The 25,865-nt window shown below is 63.5% G+C and carries 24 protein-coding genes, 2 tRNA genes and 1 pseudogene; 19 read left to right on the top strand and 8 right to left on the bottom strand.

The features are described from left to right. Positions 1 to 36: 36 nt before the first annotated feature. From J2S45_RS07600 to J2S45_RS07645, 10 genes and pseudogenes are all read left to right on the top strand, one after another. Positions 37 to 726 (top strand): hypothetical protein, encoded by a 690-nt coding sequence (locus J2S45_RS07600; RefSeq protein ID WP_307635009.1) that lies wholly within the window; start codon positions 37 to 39, stop codon positions 724 to 726. Then, a complete protein-coding gene (locus tag J2S45_RS07605) occupies positions 723 to 3,713 on the top strand; it encodes a phage tail spike protein (RefSeq protein WP_278787607.1) in 2,991 nt (996 codons plus the stop codon). The genes J2S45_RS07600 and J2S45_RS07605 overlap by 4 nt, the downstream gene beginning before the upstream one ends. A 26-nt stretch (positions 3,714 to 3,739) precedes the next feature. Beyond that, positions 3,740 to 4,189 (top strand): hypothetical protein, encoded by a 450-nt coding sequence (locus J2S45_RS07610; protein WP_296930780.1) that lies wholly within the window; start codon positions 3,740 to 3,742, stop codon positions 4,187 to 4,189. Further along, positions 4,186 to 4,428 (top strand): hypothetical protein, encoded by a 243-nt coding sequence (locus J2S45_RS07615; RefSeq protein WP_278787609.1) that lies wholly within the window; start codon positions 4,186 to 4,188, stop codon positions 4,426 to 4,428. Before J2S45_RS07610 ends, J2S45_RS07615 begins: the two co-directional genes overlap by 4 nt. Further along, complete coding sequence (locus J2S45_RS07620) at positions 4,428 to 5,000, top strand: phage holin family protein (protein WP_278787635.1); 573 nt, start codon at positions 4,428 to 4,430, stop codon at positions 4,998 to 5,000. The genes J2S45_RS07615 and J2S45_RS07620 overlap by 1 nt, the downstream gene beginning before the upstream one ends. Before the next feature lie 2 nt (positions 5,001 to 5,002). Further along, positions 5,003 to 5,941: an N-acetylmuramoyl-L-alanine amidase gene (locus tag J2S45_RS07625; protein WP_278787610.1), complete on the top strand. Its 939-nt coding sequence runs from the start codon at positions 5,003 to 5,005 to the stop codon at positions 5,939 to 5,941. Positions 5,942 to 6,537: 596 nt separating this feature from the next. After that, complete coding sequence (locus tag J2S45_RS07630) at positions 6,538 to 6,750, top strand: hypothetical protein (protein ID WP_278787611.1); 213 nt, start codon at positions 6,538 to 6,540, stop codon at positions 6,748 to 6,750. Positions 6,751 to 6,807: 57 nt separating this feature from the next. Continuing rightward, positions 6,808 to 7,665: pseudogene (locus J2S45_RS07635) on the top strand (recombinase family protein); the annotation flags it as partial. Positions 7,666 to 7,725: 60 nt separating this feature from the next. Then, on the top strand, positions 7,726 to 8,037 hold the full coding sequence (locus tag J2S45_RS07640; protein ID WP_307635440.1) for a zinc ribbon domain-containing protein: 312 nt from the start codon (positions 7,726 to 7,728) through the stop codon (positions 8,035 to 8,037). Next, the gene (locus J2S45_RS07645; protein ID WP_278787612.1) at positions 8,037 to 9,614 is read left to right on the top strand and encodes a recombinase family protein; all 1,578 of its coding nucleotides are present in this window, start codon (positions 8,037 to 8,039) and stop codon (positions 9,612 to 9,614) included. The genes J2S45_RS07640 and J2S45_RS07645 overlap by 1 nt, the downstream gene beginning before the upstream one ends. 206 nt (positions 9,615 to 9,820) lie before the next feature. Here the strand turns inward: J2S45_RS07645 and J2S45_RS07650 are convergent. Beyond that, positions 9,821 to 9,894 (bottom strand) — tRNA-Gly (locus J2S45_RS07650). Positions 9,895 to 10,031: 137 nt separating this feature from the next. Between J2S45_RS07650 and J2S45_RS07655 the strand changes: the two genes are divergently transcribed. Both J2S45_RS07655 and J2S45_RS07660 read left to right on the top strand, forming a co-directional pair. Further along, positions 10,032 to 10,108 (top strand) — tRNA-Pro (locus tag J2S45_RS07655). A 39-nt stretch (positions 10,109 to 10,147) separates the two neighbouring features. Further along, on the top strand, positions 10,148 to 11,206 hold the full coding sequence (locus J2S45_RS07660; protein ID WP_307635010.1) for a GNAT family N-acetyltransferase: 1,059 nt from the start codon (positions 10,148 to 10,150) through the stop codon (positions 11,204 to 11,206). Positions 11,207 to 11,277: 71 nt separating this feature from the next. Here the strand turns inward: J2S45_RS07660 and J2S45_RS07665 are convergent, their stop codons facing one another. The 3 genes from J2S45_RS07665 to rpmF form a co-directional block, all read right to left on the bottom strand. Beyond that, positions 11,278 to 11,883 carry a hypothetical protein gene (locus J2S45_RS07665; RefSeq protein WP_307635011.1) on the bottom strand — a complete coding sequence of 202 codons (606 nt, stop codon included), beginning with the start codon at positions 11,881 to 11,883 and terminating at the stop codon, positions 11,278 to 11,280. Positions 11,884 to 11,895: 12 nt separating this feature from the next. Beyond that, positions 11,896 to 12,528 (bottom strand): hypothetical protein, encoded by a 633-nt coding sequence (locus J2S45_RS07670; RefSeq protein ID WP_307635012.1) that lies wholly within the window; start codon positions 12,526 to 12,528, stop codon positions 11,896 to 11,898. A gap of 216 nt (positions 12,529 to 12,744) precedes the next feature. Next, positions 12,745 to 12,906, bottom strand: a complete 162-nt coding sequence (rpmF, locus tag J2S45_RS07675; protein ID WP_270975182.1) for a 50S ribosomal protein L32 — start codon at positions 12,904 to 12,906, stop codon at positions 12,745 to 12,747. A gap of 157 nt (positions 12,907 to 13,063) precedes the next feature. On the opposite strand from rpmF, the gene J2S45_RS07680 reads away from it, so the two are divergent. The 3 genes from J2S45_RS07680 to epsC all read left to right on the top strand — a co-directional run bounded on the left by J2S45_RS07680 (position 13,064) and on the right by epsC (position 15,529). Further along, positions 13,064 to 13,705, top strand: coding sequence for an IMPACT family protein (locus J2S45_RS07680; RefSeq protein ID WP_307635013.1), 642 nt, complete (start codon positions 13,064 to 13,066; stop codon positions 13,703 to 13,705). Between the two features lie 269 nt (positions 13,706 to 13,974). Beyond that, positions 13,975 to 14,904, top strand: coding sequence for a cysteine synthase A (cysK, locus tag J2S45_RS07685; RefSeq protein ID WP_307635014.1), 930 nt, complete (start codon positions 13,975 to 13,977; stop codon positions 14,902 to 14,904). 52 nt (positions 14,905 to 14,956) lie between these two features. After that, a complete protein-coding gene (gene epsC, locus J2S45_RS07690; RefSeq protein WP_296929225.1) occupies positions 14,957 to 15,529 on the top strand; it encodes a serine O-acetyltransferase EpsC in 573 nt (190 codons plus the stop codon). A 158-nt stretch (positions 15,530 to 15,687) separates the two neighbouring features. Here the strand turns inward: epsC and J2S45_RS07695 are convergent, their stop codons facing one another. Further along, positions 15,688 to 16,140, bottom strand: a complete 453-nt coding sequence (locus J2S45_RS07695) for a ribose-5-phosphate isomerase (protein ID WP_270975178.1) — start codon at positions 16,138 to 16,140, stop codon at positions 15,688 to 15,690. 90 nt (positions 16,141 to 16,230) lie between these two features. On the opposite strand from J2S45_RS07695, the gene J2S45_RS07700 reads away from it, so the two are divergent. Further along, the gene (locus J2S45_RS07700; RefSeq protein WP_307635015.1) at positions 16,231 to 18,228 is read left to right on the top strand and encodes a M13 family metallopeptidase; all 1,998 of its coding nucleotides are present in this window, start codon (positions 16,231 to 16,233) and stop codon (positions 18,226 to 18,228) included. Positions 18,229 to 18,346: 118 nt separating this feature from the next. On the opposite strand, the gene J2S45_RS07705 is transcribed toward J2S45_RS07700, so the two are convergent. Then, positions 18,347 to 18,946: a mycothiol-dependent nitroreductase Rv2466c family protein gene (locus J2S45_RS07705; RefSeq protein WP_307635016.1), complete on the bottom strand. Its 600-nt coding sequence runs from the start codon at positions 18,944 to 18,946 to the stop codon at positions 18,347 to 18,349. 131 nt (positions 18,947 to 19,077) lie between these two features. On the opposite strand from J2S45_RS07705, the gene pepN reads away from it, so the two are divergent. Both pepN and J2S45_RS07715 read left to right on the top strand, forming a co-directional pair. Further along, entirely contained in the window at positions 19,078 to 21,624 is a 2,547-nt protein-coding gene (gene pepN, locus J2S45_RS07710) for an aminopeptidase N (protein ID WP_307635017.1), read from the top strand. A gap of 207 nt (positions 21,625 to 21,831) precedes the next feature. Beyond that, on the top strand, positions 21,832 to 22,353 hold the full coding sequence (locus J2S45_RS07715; protein WP_270975174.1) for a DNA-3-methyladenine glycosylase I: 522 nt from the start codon (positions 21,832 to 21,834) through the stop codon (positions 22,351 to 22,353). Positions 22,354 to 22,389: 36 nt separating this feature from the next. Here the strand turns inward: J2S45_RS07715 and J2S45_RS07720 are convergent, their stop codons facing one another. Together J2S45_RS07720 and malQ are read right to left on the bottom strand one after the other, a co-directional pair. Further along, positions 22,390 to 22,635 (bottom strand): PTS transporter subunit EIIB, encoded by a 246-nt coding sequence (locus J2S45_RS07720; RefSeq protein ID WP_296929233.1) that lies wholly within the window; start codon positions 22,633 to 22,635, stop codon positions 22,390 to 22,392. Further along, positions 22,635 to 24,770: a 4-alpha-glucanotransferase gene (malQ, locus tag J2S45_RS07725; RefSeq protein ID WP_307635018.1), complete on the bottom strand. Its 2,136-nt coding sequence runs from the start codon at positions 24,768 to 24,770 to the stop codon at positions 22,635 to 22,637. Before malQ ends, J2S45_RS07720 begins: the two co-directional genes overlap by 1 nt. 185 nt (positions 24,771 to 24,955) lie before the next feature. On the opposite strand from malQ, the gene J2S45_RS07730 reads away from it, so the two are divergent. Then, positions 24,956 to 25,795, top strand: a complete 840-nt coding sequence (locus J2S45_RS07730; protein WP_307635019.1) for an acyl-CoA thioesterase — start codon at positions 24,956 to 24,958, stop codon at positions 25,793 to 25,795. The last annotated feature ends 70 nt before the right edge of the window (positions 25,796 to 25,865 follow it).

Consider the following 25,865-nt stretch of genomic DNA (forward strand, 5'->3'; position numbering starts at 1 on the left):
CCACTCACTGTCGCTACTTCTTTGGGAGGTGTTGTGATGCGTGGATTCATCCTCGGAGACTTTGATTCCCTGGCCAGTGGGTGCCGGGTGACGAGTCTGCCGGCTGTGTCTTTCACCGCCCGCGCCACCACTGATGTGGAGGTTGCGGGCGGTGAAGGCATCATCACCCGCACCACCGGCTGGAGTCCCCGCACCCTCAGTATTGGCTTGCTGGCTCCGAGCCTGGATGTGGTCGAGCACCTCGCAGGCACCGCTACACACAGTGGTTTGTATCTGCGGTTGTCGCACCTACCAGGCCGATACCTCATCACCACCAAAGGCTCGGTGAGCGAGCTGTCCCGGTTCGGCACCCGGTGGAAAGCCACCCTGGAGGTGACCTGCCGGCCCTTCACCTACCTGGATGCGGGCCTGACCCCAGTGCCCCTCAGGGCGGGCGGGGTGGTGCGGGTGGTCAACCCGACCCTGCTCGACTCCCGGCCCGTCATCACCCTGTCTGGTTCTGGCACCACCACGATCACGATCAACAACACCCCGTACCGGGTCGTGCTCCCAGGCTCGGGTGAGCTCGTGATCGATTGCGGCTCGATGACCTGCACGGTCTCAGGCAAAACCCTCACCGACGCCCTTTTGGCTCTCGACTTCCCAGTACTGGTGCCGGGCGTGAACACGCTGGCACTGCCGGCGGGTGTTTCTGGGCGCTTGATTCCGATGTGGAGGACACCATGATTACCACACACAACCCAACCCTCACCACCGGACAGACCTTCACCGGCAGTGGCAGACAAGTACTCGACCCACACCTCGCCACCGCAGAGATCACTGAGGAACTGAACGGCGCATACACCCTGGAAATCTCCTGGCCCCACAACCCAGCAGTCATGCTGGAGGTGGGTGACATTGTTGCCGCACCCGTCCCAGACGGCACCCGCCAGGGGTTCCGGGTCGCCACGCTCACGATGGATGGGGAGCAGATGTGGCATGCGGCCTGCCACCACATCACCTTCGACCTGGCCACCAACGTCATCGTCGACGCCGCGGCAGTCAACATGACCGGCAGCCAAGCCCTCGCACACCTACTCAGCCGCTTGGCTGCCCCACACTCCTTCACCCCAGGACCCGTGAGCAACCTTGGCCCCAGGGACAGTGTGCGGTGGGTGCGCAAGTCCGGCCTGGAAGCCTTGAGCGGGGATGACAACGGGATCCTTACCCGCTGGGGCGGAGACCTGACCCGCGACAACACGATCCTGTCCTGGCAGCCTCGGCGGGGGCGAATCAGCAAGGTGGTGGTGTGGGAGGGCAAAAACCTCGCCAGCATGGACAAAACCACCGACGCCACCGGCCTGACGACCAGGATTCTGCCGGTCGGCTTCGACGGACTCACCATCCCCGAGGTCTTCGTGGACTCACCCCGCATCGGCGACTTTCCGACACCCTTGGTGCGGGTGGAGCGGTTTGAGCACATCAAAGCCATCAAAGACCCCGATCGGCCTGCAGAGGGAGAACTCCCGCTATCCGAGGCCCAACAAGCACTCAGGGAGGCTGCAAAGGCGCGGTTCACCACCGACCACGTCGATGTTCCCGTTTTGACGTGCGAGGTGGTGATGGCATCACCCGAACACACCACCGGTCTCGAAGAGCTCCGCCTGGGCGACACGGTCACCGTGCGCAGCTCGACCTATGGGGTAGACCTTGAGGCCCGCGTGACGGGCTACGTCTACAACGCCCTCACGAATGCATACACCTCAATCACTCTCACGACGGGGAACGCTGGGACTCCGCGTGGGTTGGCAGGACAGATGCGCCAGCTTAGCCAGAGCATTGCTGCGCGGGCTGAGGAGTCCGCTGCGGTCTTGATTGCCGCTAACGGGTCTAACCGCTCCTACCACCAAGCCACTGCCCCTACCGGTGCGCGATTGGGGGATATCTGGTTCCAAGACGACGGCTCCGGCCAGGTCAACATCTGGATCTACCAGGCCACCAGCACGGGTGAGTCGGGCTGGGTCCAGGTCGCTGGTGACATCACTGCCGCTGCCCTGGAAGCAGAACTCGAGGCCGCCAGGCGTGAGGTTGCCGGGTTGAGTACTGACCTGACGGGGCGGATTGAGAAAGCACAGGCGGATTTCCAGGCCGGCGTCGAAGCCGTGCGTGCGGACATGGAGGCAGGTGAGCGGCAGGCCAGTGAGGCAATCGCTGCGCTGGACCGAAACATTGAGGCAGCTATCGCGCAAGCGAAAAGAGACAGCGAGGAGGTCGACACCAACGCTCGCGCACGTGAGGAGGAAATGGCTGCCGCCTTCGATAGTGCCCGCGCCAACCTCGAAGCAGACATGAAGGGCAAGGCGGATAAGAACGGTTTGATTGCGCAGATTAATGCTTCACCCGAGAGTGAGCTCATCGCCGGCAAGCGCCTACACATCACTGGTCAGGCTCTGATCGATTCATCGATCATTACCACCGCGATGATTCGGGATGCGGCGATCGTGAACGCGAAAATCGCCTCCCTAGACGCCTCCAAAATCACCACCGGATACCTCGACGCCGCCCGGATTAGGGCCGGGAGTATTAGTAGTGAGAAGTTGCTGGTGGCAGACGGGTTCATCACCACCGCCATGATTCGCGATGCGGCGATCACCAACGCCAAGATCGGAGCGGTGGACGCCGCGAAAATCACCACCGGATACCTGTCCGCAGCCAGGCTCAAGGCCGGGTCGATCACCTCGGACAAGCTGGTGATCGCAGCTGGCTTCATTAAGACTGCGATGATCGCGGACGCCGCCATCACCTCGGCGAAGATCGCCTCGTTGGATGCTGGGAAGATCACCACCGGCACCCTGGCTGCGGCCCGGATTGCGGCAGGCTCCATTACCAGCGACAAGCTCAGTATCGCGGCCGGGTTCATCAAGACCGCGATGATTGCCGATGCTGCGATCACGAGCGCGAAGATCGGCTCCCTAGACGCCGGCAAGATCACCACGGGGACGCTCAATGCGGCCCGTATCGGGGCTGGGTCGATTACGGCGGACAAGCTGGCCTCCAACGCGATCCAGGTCGGGCTGGCGGGGTGGACGAGCACGATCCGTATCACGCCGTCTGCGATCAGCTGGTACTCGGGTTCCACCCTGGAAGGGCAGATCACCAGCCGAGGCATGACGTTTTGGTACGGGAGTCGTCAGATCGGGTGGATGGGTGAGCAGTACAAGAAGGACTACCCAGATATCCGTGGAATCACCAACGCTCTGGAATACCAGGGAGACTTCGTGGACTGGGCGTACAAGAAAACCCAGACCGCTGGCGTGTTCACCACGATGCTGTCGCTGGATCCGAAAGGAAAGATGTACTCCGGCCAGCCCGGTATCCATGTCGGTACCGACCTGCGCCTGCACGGCTGGGGGCTACTGACCTCAGAGGGCCGGAAAGTCATCTTGCAAGACTGTGCTCTCACCGGTCTTGGTACCCACCCAGGATGGGCCAGCGCGAACGGCAAAGCGAAAGTCGTCTTCCACACCAACGACCTGATGATCGTCACCGGCGGCAGCTACTACAACATGACCAAACTGATGGCCCGCGTGGGTGAGCTCATTGCCCGCATGAACTCCCTGATCGGCTACTTCAACCAGGGCTGGATCAAAACCATCCGCAACACCAGCGGCGGAAACATCACCTGGGAGTACTTCTCCAGCACCGGCTGGTCCGCCATGTCCACCGACTTCTAACAAGCCCACGTTAAGGAGCACCCCCTATGTCTCTCATCATCACCAACACTGATCTCCAACCCATCCACACCCTCTTAGTGGAACTGCCCCTTGCGGGTGCTGCCTCGCGTGCCAGGTCCAAGCTCGCCGCCATGGTTGAGGCTGCTCTGGAATCCCTAGCCGCCAGCGAGCTCGAACTGGTCACGGAGTACGCCTCCAAGAACAGCGCTGGTGAGCCTGTCATCAGCCAGGCTGGCGAGATCTCGTTCCCCACCACTCAGGCGGGGCGTGAGTTCCTGGCCGAACGCACCAAACTCATGAACGAACAGGCCGAGCTGTCCGGTCAGTCGTACACGACCATGACCGCCACCTTGTATGAGGCGCTGCTCGCGTATGAAGAGCCTCTGAGTGGCGAGGCGGCCCGGGCTTATGACCGGCTGTGTGACGCTCTCGAACACCACCACGCAACCATCAACCAGCAGGAGGTGGCGTCATGAGCGAAACCACCAACACCACTGAGACCGCGGGCCTGGAGTCGGTCCTAGAAACCCCGCCCACCACTAGTGGGACCACCAGCCGGGCCCCGCTACCAGTGACGTTGCCGGCCGAAGCCACCTCATCCCGGAGCACGGCGCAGATCGCACGCCAGGTCCTGTCACTGATCGTGCGGCCGGGGACGAACACGTTACGCAGCATCAGCGAACTCGACGCACTACTAGGTAAGGAGGACATGTGATGCGCACGCTGTGGCACATCTGGGAAGCACTCGCAGCAACGATCGGAGGAGTCGTGGGATGGCTGATTGGCGGCTTTGACGGCTTCCTCGCAGCCCTGGTCGCGCTGGTGACCATCGACTACATCACCGGCGTCATCGCCGCCTACGTCACCGGCGAGTTGTCCAGTGAGGTCGGGTTCAAAGGCATCGCCCGCAAGGTCGTCATCTTCACCCTTGTTGGTGTAGCCAACCTCCTCGACGTCCACGTGCTCGGCGAAGCAGGGATCCTGCGCACCGCCACCATCTTCTTCTACCTGGCCAACGAAGGCCTATCCATCATCGAAAACGCCACCCGCATCGGCCTGCCCGTCCCCGACAAACTCCGTGACGCCCTGGCCACCATCACCACCAAGAGCGGGGGCAAACACCGCCTCGAGGACGGGTTCATTGACCGGGTTCTCGACCCGGGACCGCCCGGAGACCCCGTACCCCCATCTTCGGGCTACACCGATGAAGACCACACGCCGTCAACCCCACGGGTTGGCGGCACTTCTATTTCACCCCCAACCACCAGCAGCGACAAGGAGGCCTAACCATGGGTTACAGCTACAGTTTCGATCCGGCCAGCCCCGCCAACTACACGGCCGGCCGTGGCGGCAAGCGCATCACGACCATCGTCATCCATCACTGGGACGACCCCGCACGCAATCCGCAACTGGCCGGTGTGGTGGCGACGTTTAAGAACCCCGGCCGAGGGGCCAGTGCGCATTATGTGGTGGAGGCCGGCCGGGTGGTGCAGATGGTCGACCTCGCCAACACCGCCTGGCATGCCGGCAACTGGCCGGTCAACCAGTGCTCGATTGGTATCGAGTGCAACCCTCGCTGCTCTGAGGCGGATAAGGCCACTATCGGTGAGCTCATCCGTGACCTGCAGGCAAAGTACGGGCCGCTGCGCATCATCGGTCACAAAGACGCCTCCAGCACCGCCTGCCCGGGTCGCTACTACCCGCCAGCCAGCGTCCTCGCCCCATACATCGGTGGTGGTGGTAGTAGTGCTCCCGCAGCCACCCCGGCTGTGGACGGCAGCATTGATGAGCTTGCACGCAGGGTGATTGCTGGCGAGTTCGGCAACGGCGAGGAACGCAAGACTCGCCTCGGATCTCAGTACAGCGCGGTGCAGGCCAGGGTCAACGAGATTCTTGCTGGCCGGCCCGCACAGCCAAACCCCGCGGAGCCTGCGACCCCGGCACCGGCGGCTGACATTGAGGCTCTGGCGGATGCGGTCATCCGCGGCGAGTACGGCAACGGGGCGGATCGCAAGGCACGCCTCGGCCACCTCTACGACGCCGTACAGGCGCGGGTGAACGCCAAGCTCAGCGGGGCTGCACCCGCCCCGGCTCCGGGCCCGAACCTGGAGGCCATGGCCGATGCGGTCATCCGCGGCGAGTACGGCAACGGGGCGGAACGCCGCAACCGCCTCGGCCACCTTTACGACGCTGTTCAGGCGATCGTGAACCGCAAACTCGGCTACTAGCCACCAGCCCATCACGGCACACAGCGCCCTCACTCACCCCTGACGTCCTGGGGTGGGTGGGGGCGCTTTTGTCGTTTCTAGGACTTTTCCATCGGTTCCGGATGCGGTGAATCCGTCGATGTACCGGCTACCCCGTCCGGTTTTGCCTGCTGCCACGCCCTACAGGTGCAAGGCCCCTTTTTGGGGCACACGGGCGATAGGACGGTGATGGCTGCGATGACACCACTGGAGACGCGACGGATCGAAAACCTGCGGCGCGCGGGATGGGGATATAAGAACATCGCCGCGTTCTGCGGAATGTCGCGTGAGGTAGTGCGCGCGTACTGCCTGCGTGAGAGTCTCGAGGCCGACCCCGACTTGGTTGAGCAGGTGTGTGCCTGGTGCGGGCTGGCTTTAAGCGGGCGCAGCAACAGTGCTCGTTTTTGCTGTGCATCATGTCGTTGGAGTGCGTGGAATGACAAACACCAGCGCGCCTCCGAGCACGCGCGCCCATGCCAGGCGTGCGGCAAGGACTTCATCAGTGCGAAGAAGCGGCAGAAGTACTGCTCGCACTCGTGTTACGTCCGGGCCCGCTTCGCTACCAAGGGTGGCCGGTCATGATCAGCCACTCAGCTGTCGAAGTGGATGACGCGATGGCTGATCCTGGCCGGTTCGCAAGCGAACTGGCGTTCCTTCTCGACCGCGCTCACCTGGCCACTATGACCGCTATCGGGGCTATCACGGTTGAAGAAGCAGACCGGATTCATTTAGAGCTCGTCAACGAATACCAGCCTGTCTACACCCTCAGCTCTATTCCGACTTTGACTTGATATCACGGGCTTATAGAGCGTGTATGGAAGTGAAGAAAAAGGAGGAAGACGTTGGAAGTGATAACAAGGCACACCGCCAGCCGACAGCCACGGCTTGCCCGGGTCGCTGCGTATTGCAGGGTCTCAACTGAGAACGACCACAGTTTCAAATCCTTGTCCGCGCAGGTGTCCTACTACAACCAGATCATCGGGGCCACGCCTGGCTGGGTGTTTGCTGGCGTGTATGCCGATAACGGCATCACCGGCACCTCAACGCGTCATCGGCAGCAGTTCAACCAGCTCATGCGTGATGCCAGAGCGGGCAAGATCGACATCATTCTGACCAAGAGCATCTCTCGGTTCGCGCGCAACACGGTGGATCTACTGGCGACGGTACGTGAGCTCAAGACGCTGGGAGTGGAGGTGCGCTTCGAGCGGGAAAACATTCATTCCTTGTCCAGTGATGGGGAACTGCTCCTGACCCTCCTGGCGTCATTCGCTCAGGAAGAGTCCCGCTCGATCAGCGAGAACGTCAAATGGTCGATTCGCAAACGCTACGAACAAGGCATCACCAACTCCCACCGGATTTACGGATACACCTGGCGCGGGGGTCAGCTCGTAATCAACGATGACGAAGCCTCCATCATCCGGCGCATCTTCGCCGATTACCTAGCCGGCACGAGCCCGGAAAAGATCGCTGACCGACTCAACAGCGAGGGTCACCGTGCTCGTGAGGGAGGCCTGTTCCTCGGCTCCGTCATTCGCACGTGACTGGAAAACCCCCGCTACGTAGGCAATGAAATGCTTCAAGCCACCTACTGCGCCGACCCCGGAGGCAAACGCATCCCGAACGATGGGGTGCTGCCACGCTACTGGGTCCAGGGAACCAACCCGCCCATCATCAGTGAGGAAACCTGGGAGCGTACTCAAGCCGAGCTCGCACGACGGCGCGCGTCAGGAGGCCGGGCGCTCACCCCGACAGGAGGCACCGGCGCACTGACCCACCGGGTCTACTGCAGCATATGTGGCAGGCGTTTTCACCGGCGAACCAAAACCCGACGGCATGTGTCGTACAAGTTCTGGTGGTGTGAAACCGCTACCCGGGGCAAGGGCAACCCTTGCCACGCGCCCCAAGTACGAGAAACCGAACTACGCCGCGCAATCACCTGTGTGCTCGATCTGGGTGAATGGGAAAACGACGCTGTCCTTGAGCAAGTTCGCACCATCACCATCAGCCCGAACCGGCAAGCCGTGGTGACGCTAGAGGACGGCAGGGTTCACACCATCACACTCGGGGAGGAGAACTGATGCCCACCATCACCACAATCCCAGCCAAGCCACGTATCTCTGGGCCGCAAGCACCCGCCCTGGCACGCCGGAGGGTCGCAGCCTATGCGCGCGTGTCCACCGACATGGAAGAGCAGCAGTCCTCCTACCAGGCACAGGTGGACTACTACACCACCTACATTCAAGGCCGACCCGACTGGGAGTTCGTCAAGGTCTACGCCGACGAAGGCATCAGTGGTACTTCCACCAAGCATCGTGAGGGATTCCAGAACATGGTCACCGACGCCCTGGCCGGAAGAATCGACCTGATCCTGACTAAGAGCGTGTCCCGTTTCGCCCGTAACACCGTCGACTCCCTGACCACGGTGAGGGCCCTGAAAGAAGCCGGTGTGGAGGTGTACTTCGAGAAAGAAAACATCTGGACCCTGGATGCCAAAGGCGAACTCCTGATCACCATCATGAGTTCATTGGCGCAAGAAGAATCTCGCTCGATCAGTGAGAACGTGACCTGGGGGCACCGACGTCGTTTCGCCCAAGGTAAGGCCATCATCCCTTACGCCAGCCTGCTGGGATACAAGAAAGGCGAGGACGGGGGCCTAGCGATCGACGAGAGCCAAGCACCCACCGTGCGACGCATCTACCAGCTCTTCCTTGACGGCCACTCCCTGCTCGAGATTAAACACATCCTTGAATCCGAAGGCCATCTCACCTCACGCGGCAACAAAACCTGGGCATCGACCACGATCCGCTCGATCCTGTCCAATGAGAAGTACCGCGGCGATGTGCTGCTGCAGAAAACCTATGTGGCGGACTTCCTGACCAAGCAAGTGAAGAAAAACGAAGGCGAGGTACCCCAGTACTATGTCGAAGGCCACCACGAGCCCATTATCGAACCAAGGGTTTGGGACCAGGTCCAAGTCGAACTTGCCACCCGCCACAGCAAAGGGGAGCGCAAGACAGGCGCATCCAAGACCGGCCTATTCGGATCACGCCTGAAGTGCGCGGATTGCGGAGGATGGTACGGGCGCAAAGTATGGGCATCGAACACGAAGTACAAGCACACCATCTGGCGGTGCAACCACAAGTACGACGGGGATAACACCTGCACCACGCCCGCACTACGTGACGAGCAGATCCAGGATGCGTTCCTCCAAGCCCTTGCTGAGCTCAACCAGGAACTAGGAACCACGGCGCGGATGAAGCAGGCCATCACACGAGCCTTCGACACCAGCGCGCTGAAAGCCGAAGTCAAGCAACTTCAGACCACGATTACAGCACTTGAGGAGGAATTCGAACGCCTGATCGCGGACAACCAGTCCAGGGTCCAAGACCAGGCTGAGTACCTGGCGCGCTTCGAGAAAACCGAAGCCACCTACAAGCGCACCCTAGCAAAGAAGGATGCTCTCGAAGCTGAGATCACCCAACGCTCCTCGCGCCGGACAAGCATCCTCGCTGCCTACGAGGAACTCTTGACTACCGAGCCGCTCCAACACTTCGAGCCACGCCAGTTCAACGCACTCGTCAGCCATGCCATCATCGCGGCTGGACTCATCCGCTTCATTTTCAAGTCCGGCCACGAAATCGAAGTCACCCTATAACGCGCGAGTTCTTAATCCTTCCCAGGCCCGTCATCGGTGTTCCGATGGCGGGCATTTTTGACGCGAAAACCCAACCCGCCAAACACTAGTCAGACACTCACCAAACACTGGCCAAACGCTCACACCCCCCAATGGGCAACGCGCCTAACACCAGCCAAACACCCGCAAACGCAAAGACCCCGGACTTATCACATCCGAGGTCTAATTGGAGCGAGTGACGGGAATCGAACCCGCGTCATCTGCTTGGAAGGCAGAGGCTTTACCATTAAGCTACACTCGCACATCACCCTAAGTGACCAGTTGATCTTAGCAAGCCCGCCACATTTCTCAAAAGGCATTGCTCGTGAGATGATGCTCATCGACGCTGATTCGTATAAGACCCGGGCCTCCCTTAAGATGAAGAGGGCCGTATGGCTACGGGGTATAGCGCAGTTTGGTAGCGCGTCCGCTTTGGGAGCGGAAGGTCGTGGGTTCAAATCCCGCTACCCCGACCACACCAAACCCCGGATAGCACTGCACTTCAGGATATCATTGTGGGTTACCATGATCGCGATGGGCAAGGAATCTTGCTCATCATCGGCATCACCTTCCGTCTCACGCTTGGAGCCGACATGTACACCGACCTCCTCGCACGCCTCACTGCCGAGCACTCCGCTCGTCTGCGCGCGATCGATGCCGTGTGGGCGCCTCTGCCTGTGCCCAGCGTTAGCCCCGGCACGGTCGTCGTGCCTGCATGCGCTAACGCGGCCGCGGTGGTCACCACGTCTACCTTTCCAACCGATACGCCCGCCGCAATGTGGGCCACGCGAGTCTGTCACGACATCACGCTTCGGGTAGGCGCCGCCGCAACCGACTCCGACGTTGTCGAGACCTTGCGTCTAGCTATCGCCGAGGCGCGCCGCCACGACGCCCGCACGGCCCGCGCTGACCGCCCTATCCCTGACGACGACCGCCACATCAGCCTGGTCCTTCCCGCCCAAGACGCCGAACTCGCCACCGCAGCCGCTAGAGCCGGATTTCGACTCCTGGCGGTGGACGGTCTCAAACAACTCGCTACCATCGCAGATCCACCCGTACACGCTCAGGATCCCGCCGGGCAGAGCGCGCAAGTCAAGCTCTTCGACGCCCCTGGCCCCGACGACGTCGACCCGCTAACCACCGCTCTTTTCAAACTTGCTATGTTTGACACGTCGTTCATGTACGGAATCATCCGCGATGGCCTGCGCGATTTCATACGTAAGGACGCCGAGGCGGCCGTGCGGGCGGGCGCCGGGTGGACGCAGGTCCTCCGTGGCGAGGGTCAGAGTCTCGACGCCGCCCTCGTGATCGTGTCCCCTAGCCAAGAGCCTTGGTGGAGCAACGGGGTCGACGTCGGGACAAGCGCCTACGTATCCTTCGCATGGACGGAGCCCACACTTCGCGGCAGGGGAATCGCGAGCGCCATGCTCCAGGCAGGCGAACGCTTCGCTGCAGCTCAGGGCGTCGACGCTCTGTTTATCAGCTACGCGGCGGGCAACCCGTTGTCAGGCCCGCTGTGGTCGCGGCACGGGTTCCGGCCGCTACGCGCCCACTGGTCGATGCCGCTCAGCTGACTCGCCCGCGCCGCCGGCACACGCGCAGGTGAGCCTTTCGACTAGGCCTCTGCGGGAAGAGCCCACGGAGCTTACGAGATCTCCACCGACGCGGCGATATCCAATGCCCGCTGGAGAGCTGCGTTGTCGCTACCGCGCACGCTCACCTCATACAGCGTGCCGTTCACGGTCACCAGGTAGAGGTTGGCGACGTAGCCATCCCCTATCACCTGGTATGCCGGGGCCGGCTCCCTGCCTAGATACTGTTGACCGAGGTAGGCCACCTGTCCGGCGTCAAGCCCCAGCTTTTCGGCGAGGAGAGTGGCGTAGACGTCGGCGGCGGGCATGAGGTCCACTGAGCCAATTTCGCCGACGACGATGCGCTGGCTGCCGTCCTCATTGGCCAGTGCCACGGGGAACGCCCGTGAGCTGTCGACCACGCTCTTCCATGTCGCCGGGACTGCGAGGGAGAACTTATCCTTCGCGAAGCGGTAGATGATGTTGTCCCCCTCGGCCTGCGTGCTCAGATCCGAAGGCTCGGTGGTTTCTTGCGGTGTCGGCTCGGGGCTCGGTTCCGACGACGTCGTTGCACTAGCGGAGCTGGTGACCGTGGTCGGCTCCGAGGTCGAGTCGCTGGCCCCGGTGGTGCCGCAGCCAGCGAGTAGGAGGACGAGGAGAGTGGCGGTAGTCTTGCGCATCGGGTGTGGAACTTACTTCTGGTTGATGAGGACGGAATCGATGATGGTCTGGAATACCTCCGCGTTATCACCGCTATCCAGTAGCGTGATCTCATAGGCGGTGTTGCCAAGGATTACGGAGTAGATCGAGGCTTTCGAACCCGAGATGGACATGTCGAAGCGTTCGGCTGTGCCACCGTTGAGCTGGACGGTTCCCTTGTGGGTCACGTCACCATCCTTAAGGCTGAGGTTGTCGAGGAGGGCCTGGGCGTATTCCTCAGTGTCGGGTAGGAGCGCCGCCGGGCCGATCTCGGTCACGGCAACGAATGCTCCGGCGTCCTCCTTGAAGATGGAGATCGGGACTTCCTCGGTCGTCTCATCCGGCTGGCCCCAGGCCGTAGGGAGCTCGATGGAGAGCATGCCGTTCGCTAGGGTGTAACGCGTCATGTCGCCGTCGGCCTCGGTGGCGACGGGAAGATTGTTGCCGGCGGCGTCGGTCGGATCCTGCGCAGAAGCACTGGCAGAATCGTCGCCGGTGGGAGCCGCGGTCGTTTCCTCAACGCTTGTTTCGGAAGCGGTGTCGGTGGCGGACGGGGTGCCATCAGACTGTGAACAGCCGACGAGGGCGAGCAGGAGAACCGCAGCGGCGGCGATGGTCTTGGACATGTCACTCCTTAGTGTCTTGATCCCTCAATTCTAACGCCTCACCAGTCATGCATCAGCCCCGCGCTGGATGGGAGCGGCGCCCGCGAACCGGTGGCTGCTCGCCCGGGCCGCCAACCGCGCCCAGGCCGCCAACCGCGCCCAGACCCCGAGCCGCCAACCGGGCATAAGAATGGGGCCCTCCCACCGGGAGAGCCCCACTCTTGTCAAGCCTTAGTCTTAGTCAACAAGACCCTTCTGCGCGGCCTTCGCCAGACGACGGGGGATGCGCTTCTCAACGCCACCAACGCGAACAGGCTGAAGCTCGGTCAGCTTAGCCTTCCACTGGGAGCGGCGAGAGCGGGTGTTGCTACGGGACATCTTGCGCTTAGGAACTGCCATGTCCTTCCGCTCCTTTCGATACTCATGTGGCCGCGTGGCCACCCCTTGATTCGGAGGTAAACCTCCGAGCAGACAACGTTCGATAATACCCACCGCGGGCCACGAAAGCCACATGGGTGGGTGCAACTGTGCTACGAAACACTGCAATAATAGCGCCATGACCGAACTTCGCCTCACCCGCCCCGGCCGCGCGGAAATCGAGATCAAGCGTTCTCGCTTTATTGCGCTCGCCCGCCCGGTGTCCTCTGTCGAGGAAGCCCGCGCGCTCCTCGCCGACGCGCGCTCCGAATTCCCCGACGCCCGTCACCACTGCTCCGCCTACGTCGTCTCGGTGCCCGGTGCACAGCCGATCCTCCACTCCTCCGACGACGGCGAGCCCTCCGGTACCGCCGGACGGCCCATGCTCGACGTGCTCACCGGGCATGAGCTGATGGACGTGGCCGTGGTCGTGGTGCGCTACTTCGGCGGCACGCTACTGGGCACGGGCGGGCTCGTGCGGGCCTACTCCGACGCCGTGCGGGCGGTGCTCTCCGGCGAGCCGGTCACCTACCGCACCACCCGCCCGCTCATGCGGGTTTCGGCTATGCACGCGAGGGCCGGCAAGCTCGAGGCGGACCTGCGCGGGCGGGGCTATGACGTGGTGGGCACGGAGTACGGGCCAACCCGGGTCCATATTGACGTGGCCGGGGAAGACGGCTTCGCCCAGGAGGTGGCCGAGCTCAGCGCGGGGGCGGCGCTGGTGGAGGAGGTCGGCGTCGTCGTGAGGGACGTGCCGGCTGGGACGTTGCCCACATGGTGAGCCCCACATTGACTGCCGCGCCGAAAAAAGTAAACTGAAACTGTTGAACTTTCACATACATGACTCGCGCATGGCAACCTCGGAAAGGACGGTCCTGATGATGATGACCGCACCGATGTGTTGCTGTGAGTGTCGATAAGGTGGCATGCCGTAGCTTGGTGCCCTTTTCATGTGGGCATGTGTGTCACCTCGGGTAGCTCCCCGCAAGAGCTTTTCTACAAACCATCTGAAGACCCGTGGGCACAGGTCGCCCGTGTGAAGGAAGAACAATGATTTACAACAACGCTACTGAACTCATCGGCAACACTCCCCTCGTCCGCATGAATCGCATCGTCTCAACCGATCAGGCCCAGGTGCTGGCCAAGCTCGAGTTTTACAACCCGGCCAACTCCGTCAAGGACCGCGTCGGCGTGGCGATCGTCGACGCCGCGGAGGCATCCGGCCAGCTCAAGCCGGGGGGCACGATCGTGGAGGCGACGTCGGGTAACACCGGTATCGCGCTGGCCTGGGTGGGTGCAGCGCGCGGCTACAAGGTTGTCCTGACGATGCCGGCGTCGATGTCGAAAGAGCGTCGTGCGCTGCTGCGCGGCTTCGGCGCGGAACTGGAACTGACCGAGCCGGCCAAGGGCATGAAGGGCGCCGTCGAACGCGCCCAGGAGATCGCGGCCGAGCGCCCCGGCTCCATCCTCGCCTCCCAGTTTGCCAACCCGGCCAACCCGGCCAAGCATGAGGCGACCACCGGCCCGGAGATCTGGCAGGCCACTGAGAGCAAGGTCGATATCTTCGTGGCTGGCATCGGCACCGGCGGCACCCTCACCGGCGCCGGCACCTACCTGCGCAAGCAGAACCCCGAGATCAAGATCGTGGCGGTTGAGCCCGCCGAGTCCCCGCTCCTGTCCGAGGGTAAGGCCGGCCCGCACGGTATCCAGGGCATCGGTGCGAACTTTGTGCCCGATGTGCTCGACACCGAGCTCTACGACGAGGTGATAGCCGTTACCTCGCCCGACGCGATCGAGATGGCCCGCCGCGTCGCTCACGAAGAGGGGCTGCTCGTCGGCATCTCCTCCGGTGCGGCCCTCAAGGCGGCGGCCGAACTGGCAGCCCGCCCGGAGAACACCGGCAAAACGATCGTGGCGATCGTTCCCGACTTCGGCGAACGCTACCTGTCCACCCCGCTGTTCGAGGGCCTCGTCGACTAGACCGTAAAACCAGCGTCAGAAGCGAACAGGACCCGAGAATAACGAGAAGACGATGACGAACCCCAGCCTATGGAAGAAGATGGGCGAAGACCTGCGCGCCGCGGTCGACAACGACCCGGCGGCCCGCTCCGAGCTCGAGGTGTTCCTCACCTACCCGGGCGTACACGCCGTGTGGGCTTACCGCATCGCGCACGCCATGTGGAACAAAAGCGACCGCCTCAAGCTCCCCGCACGCCTGATCACCCAGACGGCGCGTGCGATCACGGGCATCGAGATTCACCCGGCGGCCAAGCTCGGCCGGCGTCTGTTCATCGACCACGGCATGGGGGTGGTCATCGGCGAGACCGCCGAGGTGGGTGAGGACGTGGTCATCTTCCACGGCACCACCCTCGGCGGCACGTCCATGAACCCCGGCAAGCGCCACCCCACGGTGGGCAACCGGGTCACGATCGGTTCGGGCGCGAAGGTGCTCGGCCCGATCGAGATTGGCGACGACGCCGCCGTGGGGGCGAACGCCGTCGTCGTGCGGGACGTACCGGCGGGCAACGTCGCGGTGGGGATTCCCGCCAAGACGCGCGAGAAGCGCACCACCGAGCACCTCATCGACCCCGCGATCTACATCTAGCCCCTATCCGGGCGCGCTGCCGAACGGCGGGCCCGGATATGGCGAAGGCCCCCATCCCTATCGGTTGGGGGCCTTCGCTTGTCAGCCAGTTGGATTCCAGCCTCGGCCCGAGCACCCGTGGCGGGCCTGATGGGTCGGCGGTTGCCGAGGACGCGCGACTAGCGTTCGCCGGCCTCGTAGTCGCTCAGCATATCGATGCGCGACTGGTGGCGCGAGGCCGGGTCGTAGCCGGTGGCGAGGAAGATGTCGACGAAGCGCGTGGCCTCTTCCAGCGTGTGCTGGCGGGCGCCAAGTGACATGACGTTGGCGTTGTTGTGCTCGCGGGCGAGCTCTGCGGTGGACGCGTTCCACACGAGGGCCGCGCGCACGCCACGCACCTTGTTCGCCGCCATCTGCTCGCCGTTGCCCGAGCCACCGATGACGATGCCGAGCGAGCCGGGATCGGCGACGACGGCCTCGCCCGCGGCGAAGCAGACGGGCGGATAGGCGTCCAGCTTGTCGTACTCCTTGTAGCCGTGGTCGACGACGTCGTGACCGGCCGCTGTCAGGTGCTCGATCAGGTGTTCCTTCAACTCAAAACCCGCATGGTCCGCGGCAATGTGTATACGCATGGTTAGAGTATACCGAGCCGTGTTCGCCGGGAGACCGGTTTAGTCCGCGCAGGTGTGCTTTCTTCGCGCGTTGGCAATTACACTGGTGGAATGGATAACACGACGAAAGACATCATCGACGGCATCGACGCAAGCGTTCGCCCACAGGACGACCTCTTCCGTCACGTCAATGGAACGTGGCTGGCAACTGCTCAGATCCCTGCCGACCAGTCACAGACCGGCGGATTCACGGATCTGCGCCTTGAGTCCGAGGCCGCCGTCCACGAGATCATCCTAGACGCCGTCGCCCACGTTCAGGCCGGGCAGGCCGGGGACGAGGAACGCAAGATCGCGGCCCTCTACGACTCCTTTATGGACGAGGACCGGATTAATGGCCTGGGTGCCTCCCCGCTGGTGGAGGATTTCGCGCTCATTGACGCGGCGACCACGAAGGAAGAGCTCGAGCATGTGGTCGGGCGCCTGTACCAGGTAGGGGTGGCGATGCCCTTCGGCTTGGAGGTCTCCGCGGATCGCAACAATCCCTCCGAGTACATCTCCTGGCTCTACCAGTCCGGGCTGAGCCTGCCGGATGAGGCCTTCTACCGCGAGCAGCAGTATGAGCAGTTCCGCGAGCTGTTCAAGGACTTCATCCCCACGCTCTACGCGCTGGCCACGGGCGTGAACGACGCCGAGGCGAAGGCCGCGGCCGACGTCATTTACGACGTCGAGTCCCGGCTCGCATCCCACCACATGAGTGCGGTCGATTCGCGCGACTCGGACAAGACGAACAACGTGCTGAGCTGGGAGGAACTGCTTGAGGCCGCACCGGGCTTCGGTTGGACGACGGCGTTTAGCGGGCTTGGCCTCACGCGCGAGCAGGCTCCGACCTTCCTCGTCATGATGCCGGACGCCCTCGCCGGTTTCGCACGCGAGTGGGCGGGCGCCGATATTGACCAGCTAAAGACATACTTGACGTGGAACGTGATCCGGGCGCGGGCCCCGTACCTGAGCCAGGACATCGCGCAGACCAACTTCAACTTTTTCGGCAAGGTGCTTTCCGGGGCGACCGAGATGCGCGATCGCTGGAAGCGCGCAGTCTCCCTCGTCGACGCCACGCTCGGCGAGGCCGTGGGCAAGCTGTACGTGGAACGCCACTTCCCGCCCCATCACAAGGAGCTCATGGAGCAGCTGGTGGAGGATCTGCTGGCGGCCTACCATGACTCAATTTCGACGTTGGAGTGGATGACCGACGCGACGCGCGAGAAGGCGCTGGCCAAGCTCGCCACTACCGTGACCAAGATTGGCTACCCGGACACGTGGCGCGACTACGCCGCGCTGGAGATCACGGACTCCCTGGTTGCGAACGTGCGTGCGGCGCAGAAGTTTGAGTCCGACAGGCAGATCAGCAAGCTCGGCACGCCCGTCGACCGCGGCGAATGGTTCATGAATCCGCAGACCGTCAACGCCTACTACAACCCGGTGGCCAACGAGATCGTCTTCCCGGCGGCCATCCTCCAGCCCCCGTTCTTCGACGCCGAGGCGGACCCGGCCTACAACTATGGCGGAATTGGAGCCGTGATCGGCCACGAGATCGGCCACGCCTTTGACGACCAGGGTTCGAAGTACGACGGCGAGGGGCGGCTAAAGAACTGGTGGACCGACCAGGACCGGGCCGAGTTCGAGAAGCGGACCGCCTCGCTGGTTGGCCAGTACGACGTCTACGTCCCCGTCCAGCTTGCCGGCACGCCGCACCACGTCAACGGCTCGCTTACCCTCGGGGAGAACATCGGCGACCTAGGCGGCCTGTCGATCGCGCTCAGAGCCTACGACATCGCGATGCGGCGCGAGGGCTACCCCTCCAGCTCGCAGGCTCCCGTGATCGAGGGCTACACCGGCCGCCAGCGCGTCTTCCTCAACTGGGCGCGGATCTGGAAGAACAAGTGCCGCGATGAGATCGCCATCAACCTCCTGGCAATCGACCCGCACTCCCCCTCCGAGTTCCGCTGCAACGGCGTGGTGAAGAACATCGACGCCTTCGCCGAGGAATTCGGCGTATCCGAGGGCGACGAACTCTACCTCGCGCCCGAGGAGCGGGTGCGCATCTGGTAGCGCGTGGCCGGCACGCGTCGCCAAAGCCGGCGCGGTAGTGGCCGGGGGTGGCTCGCGAGCCTCCCCCGGCCACTACCGCATTCTCAACGTCCCGGCCGTGCTCTAGTCGAGCCTGGCCCTAGTCGAAGATGGGCCCGACATCCCGCGAGCGCTTAAGTTCGAAGAACCCCGGGGTCGTGGCGAGCGCGAGCGTGCCGTCCCAGGCGCGGGCGGCCGCCTCCCCGTGCGGGGCGGGCGACATGACAGGTCCGAAAAAGGCCGTGGGGCCGACGGCGATGACCGGCACCCCGACGTCGTCGCCCACCTTGTCGAGCGCGGCGCGGGTGGAGGCGGCCAGCGCCTCATCGTATTCGCCGGCGTTGGCCCGGTCGAGGATGGCGGCGTCGAGGCCGGTTGCCTCCAGCGCGGCGGCGAGGGCGGCGTCGTCCTTGGGCATCTTGTTAGTGTGGATGGCGCTTCCCAGCTCGGTGTAGAACTGCGCAAGCCGCTCCGGCGCCTCGAGCTCGACACCCATGGACACGCGCGAGAAGCCGCGGATCTCGTCGATGTGGGCGCGGTAGCCGGGGTCAAGTTCGCGGCCGCGGTTGAGCTCCCACAGTGAGAATGAATGCCAGGTGATACTAAGGTCGCGCAAGCCGGAGACCTCCACCAACCAGCGGGAGGTGATCCAGGTCCACGGGCAGGACGGGTCAAACCAGAAATCTACGTTATCGCTCATGGCTCCATTCTTCCCTCCCTCCGCCCGTCTCCCGCCTCAGCTACGCCAGCGGCGAATCGGCGCTTTGGGACGCGGCGCCCCGCCTGAGTATCCTTGTTCTCAGGCCTATGATCAGCGGGAGAAAGGACACCATGCCCGGAACCAACCTCACGCGCGCAGAAGCCGAAGAGCGCGCGCAACTCATCCAGACCGAGACCTACCGGGTCGAGCTCGACCTTACTGGAGAGGAGACGTTCCGTTCGGCGACGACGGTGCGTTTCACCGCCACCCCCGGCGCGTCCTCATTCATCGACCTCATCGCTCAGGAGGTTGTGGCGATCCGCCTCAACGGCGAGGAGCTCCCCGTCGATTCGTATGCCGATTCGCGCATACCGCTGCCGAATCTTGCGGCCGATAACGAGCTGTACGTGGAAGCGATCTGCCCCTTCTCACACACGGGCGAGGGCCTGCACCACGCCGTCGACCCGGCGGACGGCCAGGTCTACCTCTACTCTCAGTTCGAGGTACCTGACGCGCGGCGCGTGTACGCCAATTTCGAACAGCCCGATTTGAAGGCGCAGTTCACCTTCGTGGTCGACGCGCCCGAGCAGTGGAAAGTCTTTTCCGTCTCGCCAACCCCGGAACCCACCTCGCTCGGCGACGGCGTGGCACGCTGGGAGTTCACGCCCACCGAGCGTATCTCCACCTACCTCACCGCGATTATTGCCGGCCCCTACGTGGGCGGGACGGGCAGCTACACCTCCACCGACGGGCGCGTAATCCCGATGGGTGTGTACGCCCGCGCTTCACTTGGCGAGTACCTCGACGTCGATGAGTGCCTCGACATCACTGTCCGGGGCATGGAGTTCTTCGAGAACGCGTTCGACGTGCCCTACCCGTTCCGCAAGTACGATCAGATCTTCGTACCGGAATACAACGCCGGCGCCATGGAGCACCCCGGCTGCGTGACTATCCTCGACGACTACGTCTTCCGCTCCCGCCCCACCGCCGCCCTCGTGGAACGCCGTGCGATCACGATTCTCCACGAGCTGGCCCACATGTGGTTCGGAGACCTGGTGACGATGAAGTGGTGGAACGACCTGTGGCTGAACGAGTCGTTCGCCGAGTTTATGAGCCACGTGGCCACCGCGAAGGCCACCCGCTGGACGGAAGCCTGGGTGACGTTCAACGCCTCGGAGAAGGTGTGGGCGCAGGCTCAGGATCAGCTGCCCTCCACCCACCCGATCGCGGCCGAGATCCGCGATCTGGAGGACGTGATGGTCAACTTCGACGGCATCACCTACGGCAAGGGCGCTTCCGTTTTCCAGCAGCTCGTGGCATACGTCGGCTACGACGAATTCATGACGGGGGTCTCGCGGTACCTGAAGAAGAAGGCCTGGGGCAACGCCACCCTGGAGGACCTCCTGGTGGAGTTGGAGGCCGCCTCCGGGCGCGACCTCAAGGCGTGGTCGAAGTTGTGGCTGGAGGAGGCCGGCATCAACACTCTCACCCCCGTCATCGAGGCGGACGGGGAGACGATCAAGTCCTTCGCCATCCGCCAGACCTGTGACGAGCACGCCTCCTTGCGCCCGCATCGCATCGGCGTCGGCGGTTACAGCCTCAAGGACGGCAAGCTCGAGCGGGTCTTCACCCACGAGCTCGACGTCGACGGCGAGCTGACCGAGGTGAGCGAGCTGGCCGGCGTCGTTCGCCCGGACCTCATCCTCATTAACGACGGCGACCTCGCCTACGCCAAGGTTCGCCTTGACGAACGTTCTGCCGCCACCGCACGCGACCACATTAACGCTTTCACCGAGCGCCTTCCGCGTACGCTCGTGTTGGCCTCCATGTGGAACATGTGCCGCGACGCCGAGCTAGCCGCCACCGACTACGTGGCACTCGCTTTGACCGCGCTCGAGACCGAGGATCACGGTACGGTCTTGCGCTACCTGCTCTCTCAACTCCAGATGGCCACCGATCTGTACTCGGCGCCGGCGAAGCGCCCGGAGCTCAAGAAGAAGGTGGCGGCCCGCCTGTTCGAGATTCTAGCAACCACCGAGCCTGGCTCGGACCGCCAGCTGCAGATCGCGATGGCGGCGGTGACGATGAGCGGATCCGAGCAGCTGGATCGTGTGGCCGGGTGGCTTTCCGACGACGACGTCCCGGCAGGTCTAGCCGTGGACGCCAACTTCCGCTGGGTCATCCTTCGCCGCCTGGCCGCGGCTGGCTGGGTTGACGAGGAGACGATCGCCGCCGAGCTCGCCGAACGCGATAACACGGCATCGGGTGCCGCGGGTGCGGCGCGGGCCAGGGCCTCGATCTCGCGGGCCGGGGCCAAGGAGCGCGCCTGGGAGGACATCGTGGGCGGGAAGACGTCCAACTCCGTCCAGCGCGCGCTGGGCTGGGGCTTCACCGAGGGCGATCCGGAATTGCTCGTGCCCTACGTGGATCGTTACTTCGGGGAGCTCCTCAACCAGTGGGAGAACCGGACCCTGGAGTTTTCGCAGAACTTCGTCAACCTCGTCTACCCTGCCCCGCTCAACGGCCTGGGTCTCGGCGTCGACCTGGTCGCGCGCACCGAGCAGTGGCTGGAGGAGAATGCCGACGCGGCCCCCGCGCTGCGCCGCTTGGTATCCGAGCGGCTGAGCAACGCCCAGCGGGCCGCGGCAGCCCAGGCCTGCGACGCCCGCCGTGGGTGACTGGTCTCGCCTGGTAGGGCACCCGCGCTAGGGGCCAATGCAGGCGAGTACCTGCCAGATGGGTGCACGGGTTCGGACGCCAGTTCGAACCCGTGCACCTTTCTCATCCGCGCACGAAGCTGTCCACAGATTGTGGATGTGAAGGACGCATCCACAATCCGCCCTCAATCGGCGGGGAACGGTTGCACAGTTTCCTAGGATGTCACCATGAACCAGATTCGACCCGCATGGGCTAACACATCCGACCTGCTTCGCCAGTACTATGACGAGGAGTGGGGCTTTCCCATCACCGATTCGGCTGGAATCTTCGAGCGCATCGTGCTCGAGTCTTTCCAGTCCGGGCTGTCGTGGGAGACCGTGCTACGCAAACGCCCCGCCTTCCGTGAGGCCTTCGCCGGCTTTGACCCCAACGCCGTGGCCGCATTCAACGACGACGACGTGGCGCGTCTCCTATCCAACCCAGCTATCATTCGCAACGAACGAAAGATCCGCGCCGCCATCACCAACGCCCAGGCCACACTTGCCCTGGAGGAATCCGGCCGGCCCCTGTCCACACTGGTGTGGTCCTTCGCCCCTCAGGATTCCTACGGGGCGGGTCCAGATGCGGGTAGCTCACCAGAATCGTCCGCACTGGCCAGGGAGCTCAAGGCGGCTGGTTTCACCTTCGTCGGCCCGGTGACGATGTTCGCCCTCATGCAGGCGATCGGCATGTACGACCACCGGCTCTGAGCTCGGTGTTGCTCCCGGCGGGCGGGAGCAACACCGCTACTCTTCCGGTTCGCCGAAGAGGCGGCGGTCCAGCTCCACGCCGACCTGCTCGGCCTCCGGGCCGATGATGAGCTGGACGGCCCGCTTCTGCACCACGACGCCAAGCGCGCCCATCCGCTCCAGGCGCGGCTTATCCACCAGGTTCTTGTCCACCACCCCCACGCGGATCCGCGCAAGGGCCACGTCCACTTTACGCACGTTTTTCGCCCCGCCGACCGCGGCGAGGAGCTCTTCGAGGTCCACTATCGCATGCTTTCCAGCTCGTGGGTCAGCGTCGCGACAAGGGACTGAAGGCGCGGGTTCGTGGCCAAGTCCTCAACAAGCACGACCTTCTCGGTGCCGTCCGCCAGTGGCAGGCGCCAATTCGGGTATTCCTGATCCGTGCCCGGCTGGTTCTGAGCACGGCGCTCCCCCACCGCGTTGACGAGCGACACCTGCAAAATCGGGGAAGGCGTGCGCACGATGTAGGCGTGCAGGGCCTCCACGATCTCGCGCTCCGAGGGGTCCTCCCCGAGGAGACCAAATTCGCGCAGGCGATACATAACCCGGTTGCGCTCCTCGCGCGCCTCGGCGCGCATCTCCTCAACAGGCTTCACCAGCAGCCCCAGGCTCTCGCGCAGATCCACGTGCTCGCCCGCCAGGTAGCTGGCGGCTGGTGGCAAGTCGTGGGTGTCCACGGAGACCATCGCATCCGAGCGGTAATCCTGCGGGCGGATCGGCCAGCCACTAGCGTCCTTCTCGAACCAGAACACTGACGTGCCAAAGATGCCGCGCTCGCGCAGGTATTCGCGCACCCACGGCTCCACCGTGCCCAGGTCCTCACCAACCACGATGACGCCGGCCCGGTGCGCCTCCAAGAGTAGAACACCCACCATCGCCTCATGGTTGAAGCGCACGTAGGTGCCCTCCGTCGGTGCCGCACCCTCCGGGATCCACCACAACCGGAACAGGCCCATGATGTGATCCACGCGGAGCAACCCGGCGTGGCGCATGACCGTGCGTGCCATGTCGCGTAGCGGGGCATAGTTCATCTCCTCCAAGGAGTCCGGGCGCCACGGCGGCTGAGACCAGTTCTGCCCCTGCTGGTTATACATATCCGGCGGCGCCCCCACCCCGATGCCCTTCGCGAACGCGTCCGGAAGCATCCACACGTCCGCACCATTCGGGTGGACGCCCACTGCGAGATCGTGCGAAATACCGATCCGCATGCCCGCAGCGCGCGATTCGTTCTGCGCCCGGCTCAGCTGCTCATCCATGACCCACTGTAGCCACGCCCAGAAATCCACGCGGTCGGAAAGCTCACGCCGCTCGCGAGCCACGTGGGGGGAGCTAATGTTACGGAGCTTGAGCGGGAACTCTGTTCCGTACTTCTCCACCAGTGCACACCACAACGCGAAGTCCTCCAGGCCCTGGCCCTCCATTTCGCGGAAACGCTCGAAGTCACGCTGGCGGGCTTGAGAACGGCCCACGGCGAAGATGACGTCAAGTGCCTCGCGCTTGGCCTTCCACGCTGCGTCCCGATCAATCAGCTCGTTCTCCAGCGACATCTTCTTGACGTTTTCGCTGGCCCACGTCACCAGCGAACGCTCCGGCCCGGACAGGTAAGCCACCTCGCGGATGTCTTCCGGGCGAATGTAGATCGGGTTGAAGAAACGCCTGGTCACCGGCAGATAGGGTGAGGCTGACATCGGCTCGATCGGCTCGGCCGCGTGCAACGGGTTAACCAGAAGGAAGTCGGCACCCAGATCGCCGAACAGCGAACCCATCTCCGCCAAGTCCGCGGCGTCGCCAATCCCCCACGACTGGCGCGAGCGAGTCGAATACAGCTGCGCCATCATGCCCCAAACACGCCCGCGAAGCCGGGATTCGACATCGAGGCGGGTGGGAGTGACGATGAGACTCGCCTCCTCCACGTGCTCTTCGTCGCCGTTGTGAAAGCGAGCGCGCAGCGTATGGTAGCCCAGCGGCGTGCCAACGGGAACCACGAACGACGCCTGGCCGATGAGGACGCCGTCGATGTTACGCGGCAACTCCCAGTCGTCAATCTGGCGGGCGCCGATCGTGCCGCCACCCTCCACGACGATCTCAACCTCCACGGAGCACCCGTGCGGGACGTGAACGTGAAAAGTGGTCTCGCGGTCGTCGCGGGCAATCGTACAATGCGGCAAGACGCGGCGCCACGGCCGCTCGTCGCGGGCCTTCAACTCGGCGCGGATTGACTCGTCACTCGAGGCGTCCACCCCCATCGCGGCGAGAACGGAAATCAACGTCGAGGTAGAAACTTCCCGGAAGTTACCATCGAAATCCCAAAAGTCGAGCGCCACCCCATAGCCCTCCGCAAGGGTCTTGAGCAGATCTCGGTTTACCTCATGCGACATTGCATCTCCTTTTCTGTGCTAGAGCCAAGTTTAGCCAGGTCACATTATTTTTGACGAAAGCGTAAAAGTAGTTTGCAAAGTTACCAAAGAGTAGGATTGCGCAGTGACAGTGTCGGTACTCGCGAAAGCTAGGTAAAATGTCGTATCTACCCACGCCTGAGACGAACGATGAGCCCTTATCCTCAGTGCTTCGCACCCTGAAGATGAAAGAATGCGAGCCGGGATCCTACGAAGGAACCAACCTCAACCAGGTCTCCGGGCGCGTCTACGGTGGTCAGGTCTTTGCACAGGCGGTCGTTGCCGCGCAGGCCACCGTCGCCGACGAGTATCTCAGCCGCCAGATCCACTCCATCACGGCCGCCTTCCTGCGCCCCGGAAGGCTCGACGTCCCCACCCGCCTCGACGTCGAGGAAGTGCTCGACGGTCGTTCCTTCTCCACCCGCCGCGTCCACGCCTCCCAGAACGGCAAGACGATCCTCACCGCGCGCGCGTCCTTCCAGGAAATCCAGCCCGGCATGGAGCACGAAAGCCCCATGCCCGACGCGCCCGCACCGGAGACCCTGCCCTCGTCGGCCGACTACTTCGCCAACATGGATAATCCCGTGGGACGGATCATGAACTCGACCAACGCCACCGACCTGCGTTACGTCGACGGGCCGATCTGGCTCAAGCCCTCACCGCATCGCTCCGAGCGCACTCTCATCTGGTTCCGTCTGCGCAACCCTGTTCCGGACACTTCCCAGTTTATGCACCGCGCGCTGCTGGCCTACTCTACTGACCAGTTCATGCTCGAGCCTGTGCTTCGCCGCCACGGCCTGTTTTGGATGAGCCCGAAGCTATCGCTCGCCACCCTCGACCACTCGATCTGGTGGCACCGCGACGTCAACATGTCCGAGTGGATCTTGGCCGAACTGACCTCCCCCTCAGCCCAAGGTGGGCGCGGCCTGTCGCTGGCACGCTTCTTCCAAGATGGGAAGCATGTGGCCACCATGTCCCAGGAGGGCATGGTCCGCTCGAGGGACTGACCGGCCCGCGAGCGCGCGTTGCTGACGTGGGCAGCTCGTCGATCCTTGGCTCAAGGCTGACGGCGCGGTG

This window comes from Trueperella abortisuis, assembly GCF_030811095.1.
Lineage (GTDB): Bacteria > Actinomycetota > Actinomycetes > Actinomycetales > Actinomycetaceae > Trueperella > Trueperella abortisuis.

Bases quoted from the DNA above. Each gene is read 5' to 3' on its own strand.
- J2S45_RS07610 (WP_296930780.1), top strand. From the start codon at position 3,740: ATGTCTCTCATCATCACCAACACTGATCTCCAACCCATCCACACCCTC.
- malQ (WP_307635018.1), bottom strand. From the start codon at position 24,770: ATGTCGCATGAGGTAAACCGAGATCTGCTCAAGACCCTTGCGGAGGGC.
- rpmF (WP_270975182.1), bottom strand. From the start codon at position 12,906: ATGGCAGTTCCTAAGCGCAAGATGTCCCGTAGCAACACCCGCTCTCGC.
- J2S45_RS07695 (WP_270975178.1), bottom strand. From the start codon at position 16,140: ATGCGTATACACATTGCCGCGGACCATGCGGGTTTTGAGTTGAAGGAA.
- J2S45_RS07605 (WP_278787607.1), top strand. From the start codon at position 723: ATGATTACCACACACAACCCAACCCTCACCACCGGACAGACCTTCACC.
- cysK (WP_307635014.1), top strand. From the start codon at position 13,975: ATGATTTACAACAACGCTACTGAACTCATCGGCAACACTCCCCTCGTC.
- J2S45_RS07715 (WP_270975174.1), top strand. From the start codon at position 21,832: ATGAACCAGATTCGACCCGCATGGGCTAACACATCCGACCTGCTTCGC.
- J2S45_RS07630 (WP_278787611.1), top strand. From the start codon at position 6,538: ATGATCAGCCACTCAGCTGTCGAAGTGGATGACGCGATGGCTGATCCT.
- epsC (WP_296929225.1), top strand. From the start codon at position 14,957: ATGACGAACCCCAGCCTATGGAAGAAGATGGGCGAAGACCTGCGCGCC.
- J2S45_RS07615 (WP_278787609.1), top strand. From the start codon at position 4,186: ATGAGCGAAACCACCAACACCACTGAGACCGCGGGCCTGGAGTCGGTC.
- J2S45_RS07700 (WP_307635015.1), top strand. From the start codon at position 16,231: ATGGATAACACGACGAAAGACATCATCGACGGCATCGACGCAAGCGTT.
- J2S45_RS07670 (WP_307635012.1), bottom strand. From the start codon at position 12,528: ATGTCCAAGACCATCGCCGCCGCTGCGGTTCTCCTGCTCGCCCTCGTC.
- J2S45_RS07620 (WP_278787635.1), top strand. From the start codon at position 4,428: ATGCGCACGCTGTGGCACATCTGGGAAGCACTCGCAGCAACGATCGGA.
- J2S45_RS07680 (WP_307635013.1), top strand. From the start codon at position 13,064: ATGACCGAACTTCGCCTCACCCGCCCCGGCCGCGCGGAAATCGAGATC.
- J2S45_RS07625 (WP_278787610.1), top strand. From the start codon at position 5,003: ATGGGTTACAGCTACAGTTTCGATCCGGCCAGCCCCGCCAACTACACG.
- J2S45_RS07645 (WP_278787612.1), top strand. From the start codon at position 8,037: ATGCCCACCATCACCACAATCCCAGCCAAGCCACGTATCTCTGGGCCG.
- J2S45_RS07600 (WP_307635009.1), top strand. From the start codon at position 37: ATGCGTGGATTCATCCTCGGAGACTTTGATTCCCTGGCCAGTGGGTGC.
- pepN (WP_307635017.1), top strand. From the start codon at position 19,078: ATGCCCGGAACCAACCTCACGCGCGCAGAAGCCGAAGAGCGCGCGCAA.
- J2S45_RS07665 (WP_307635011.1), bottom strand. From the start codon at position 11,883: ATGCGCAAGACTACCGCCACTCTCCTCGTCCTCCTACTCGCTGGCTGC.
- J2S45_RS07705 (WP_307635016.1), bottom strand. From the start codon at position 18,946: ATGAGCGATAACGTAGATTTCTGGTTTGACCCGTCCTGCCCGTGGACC.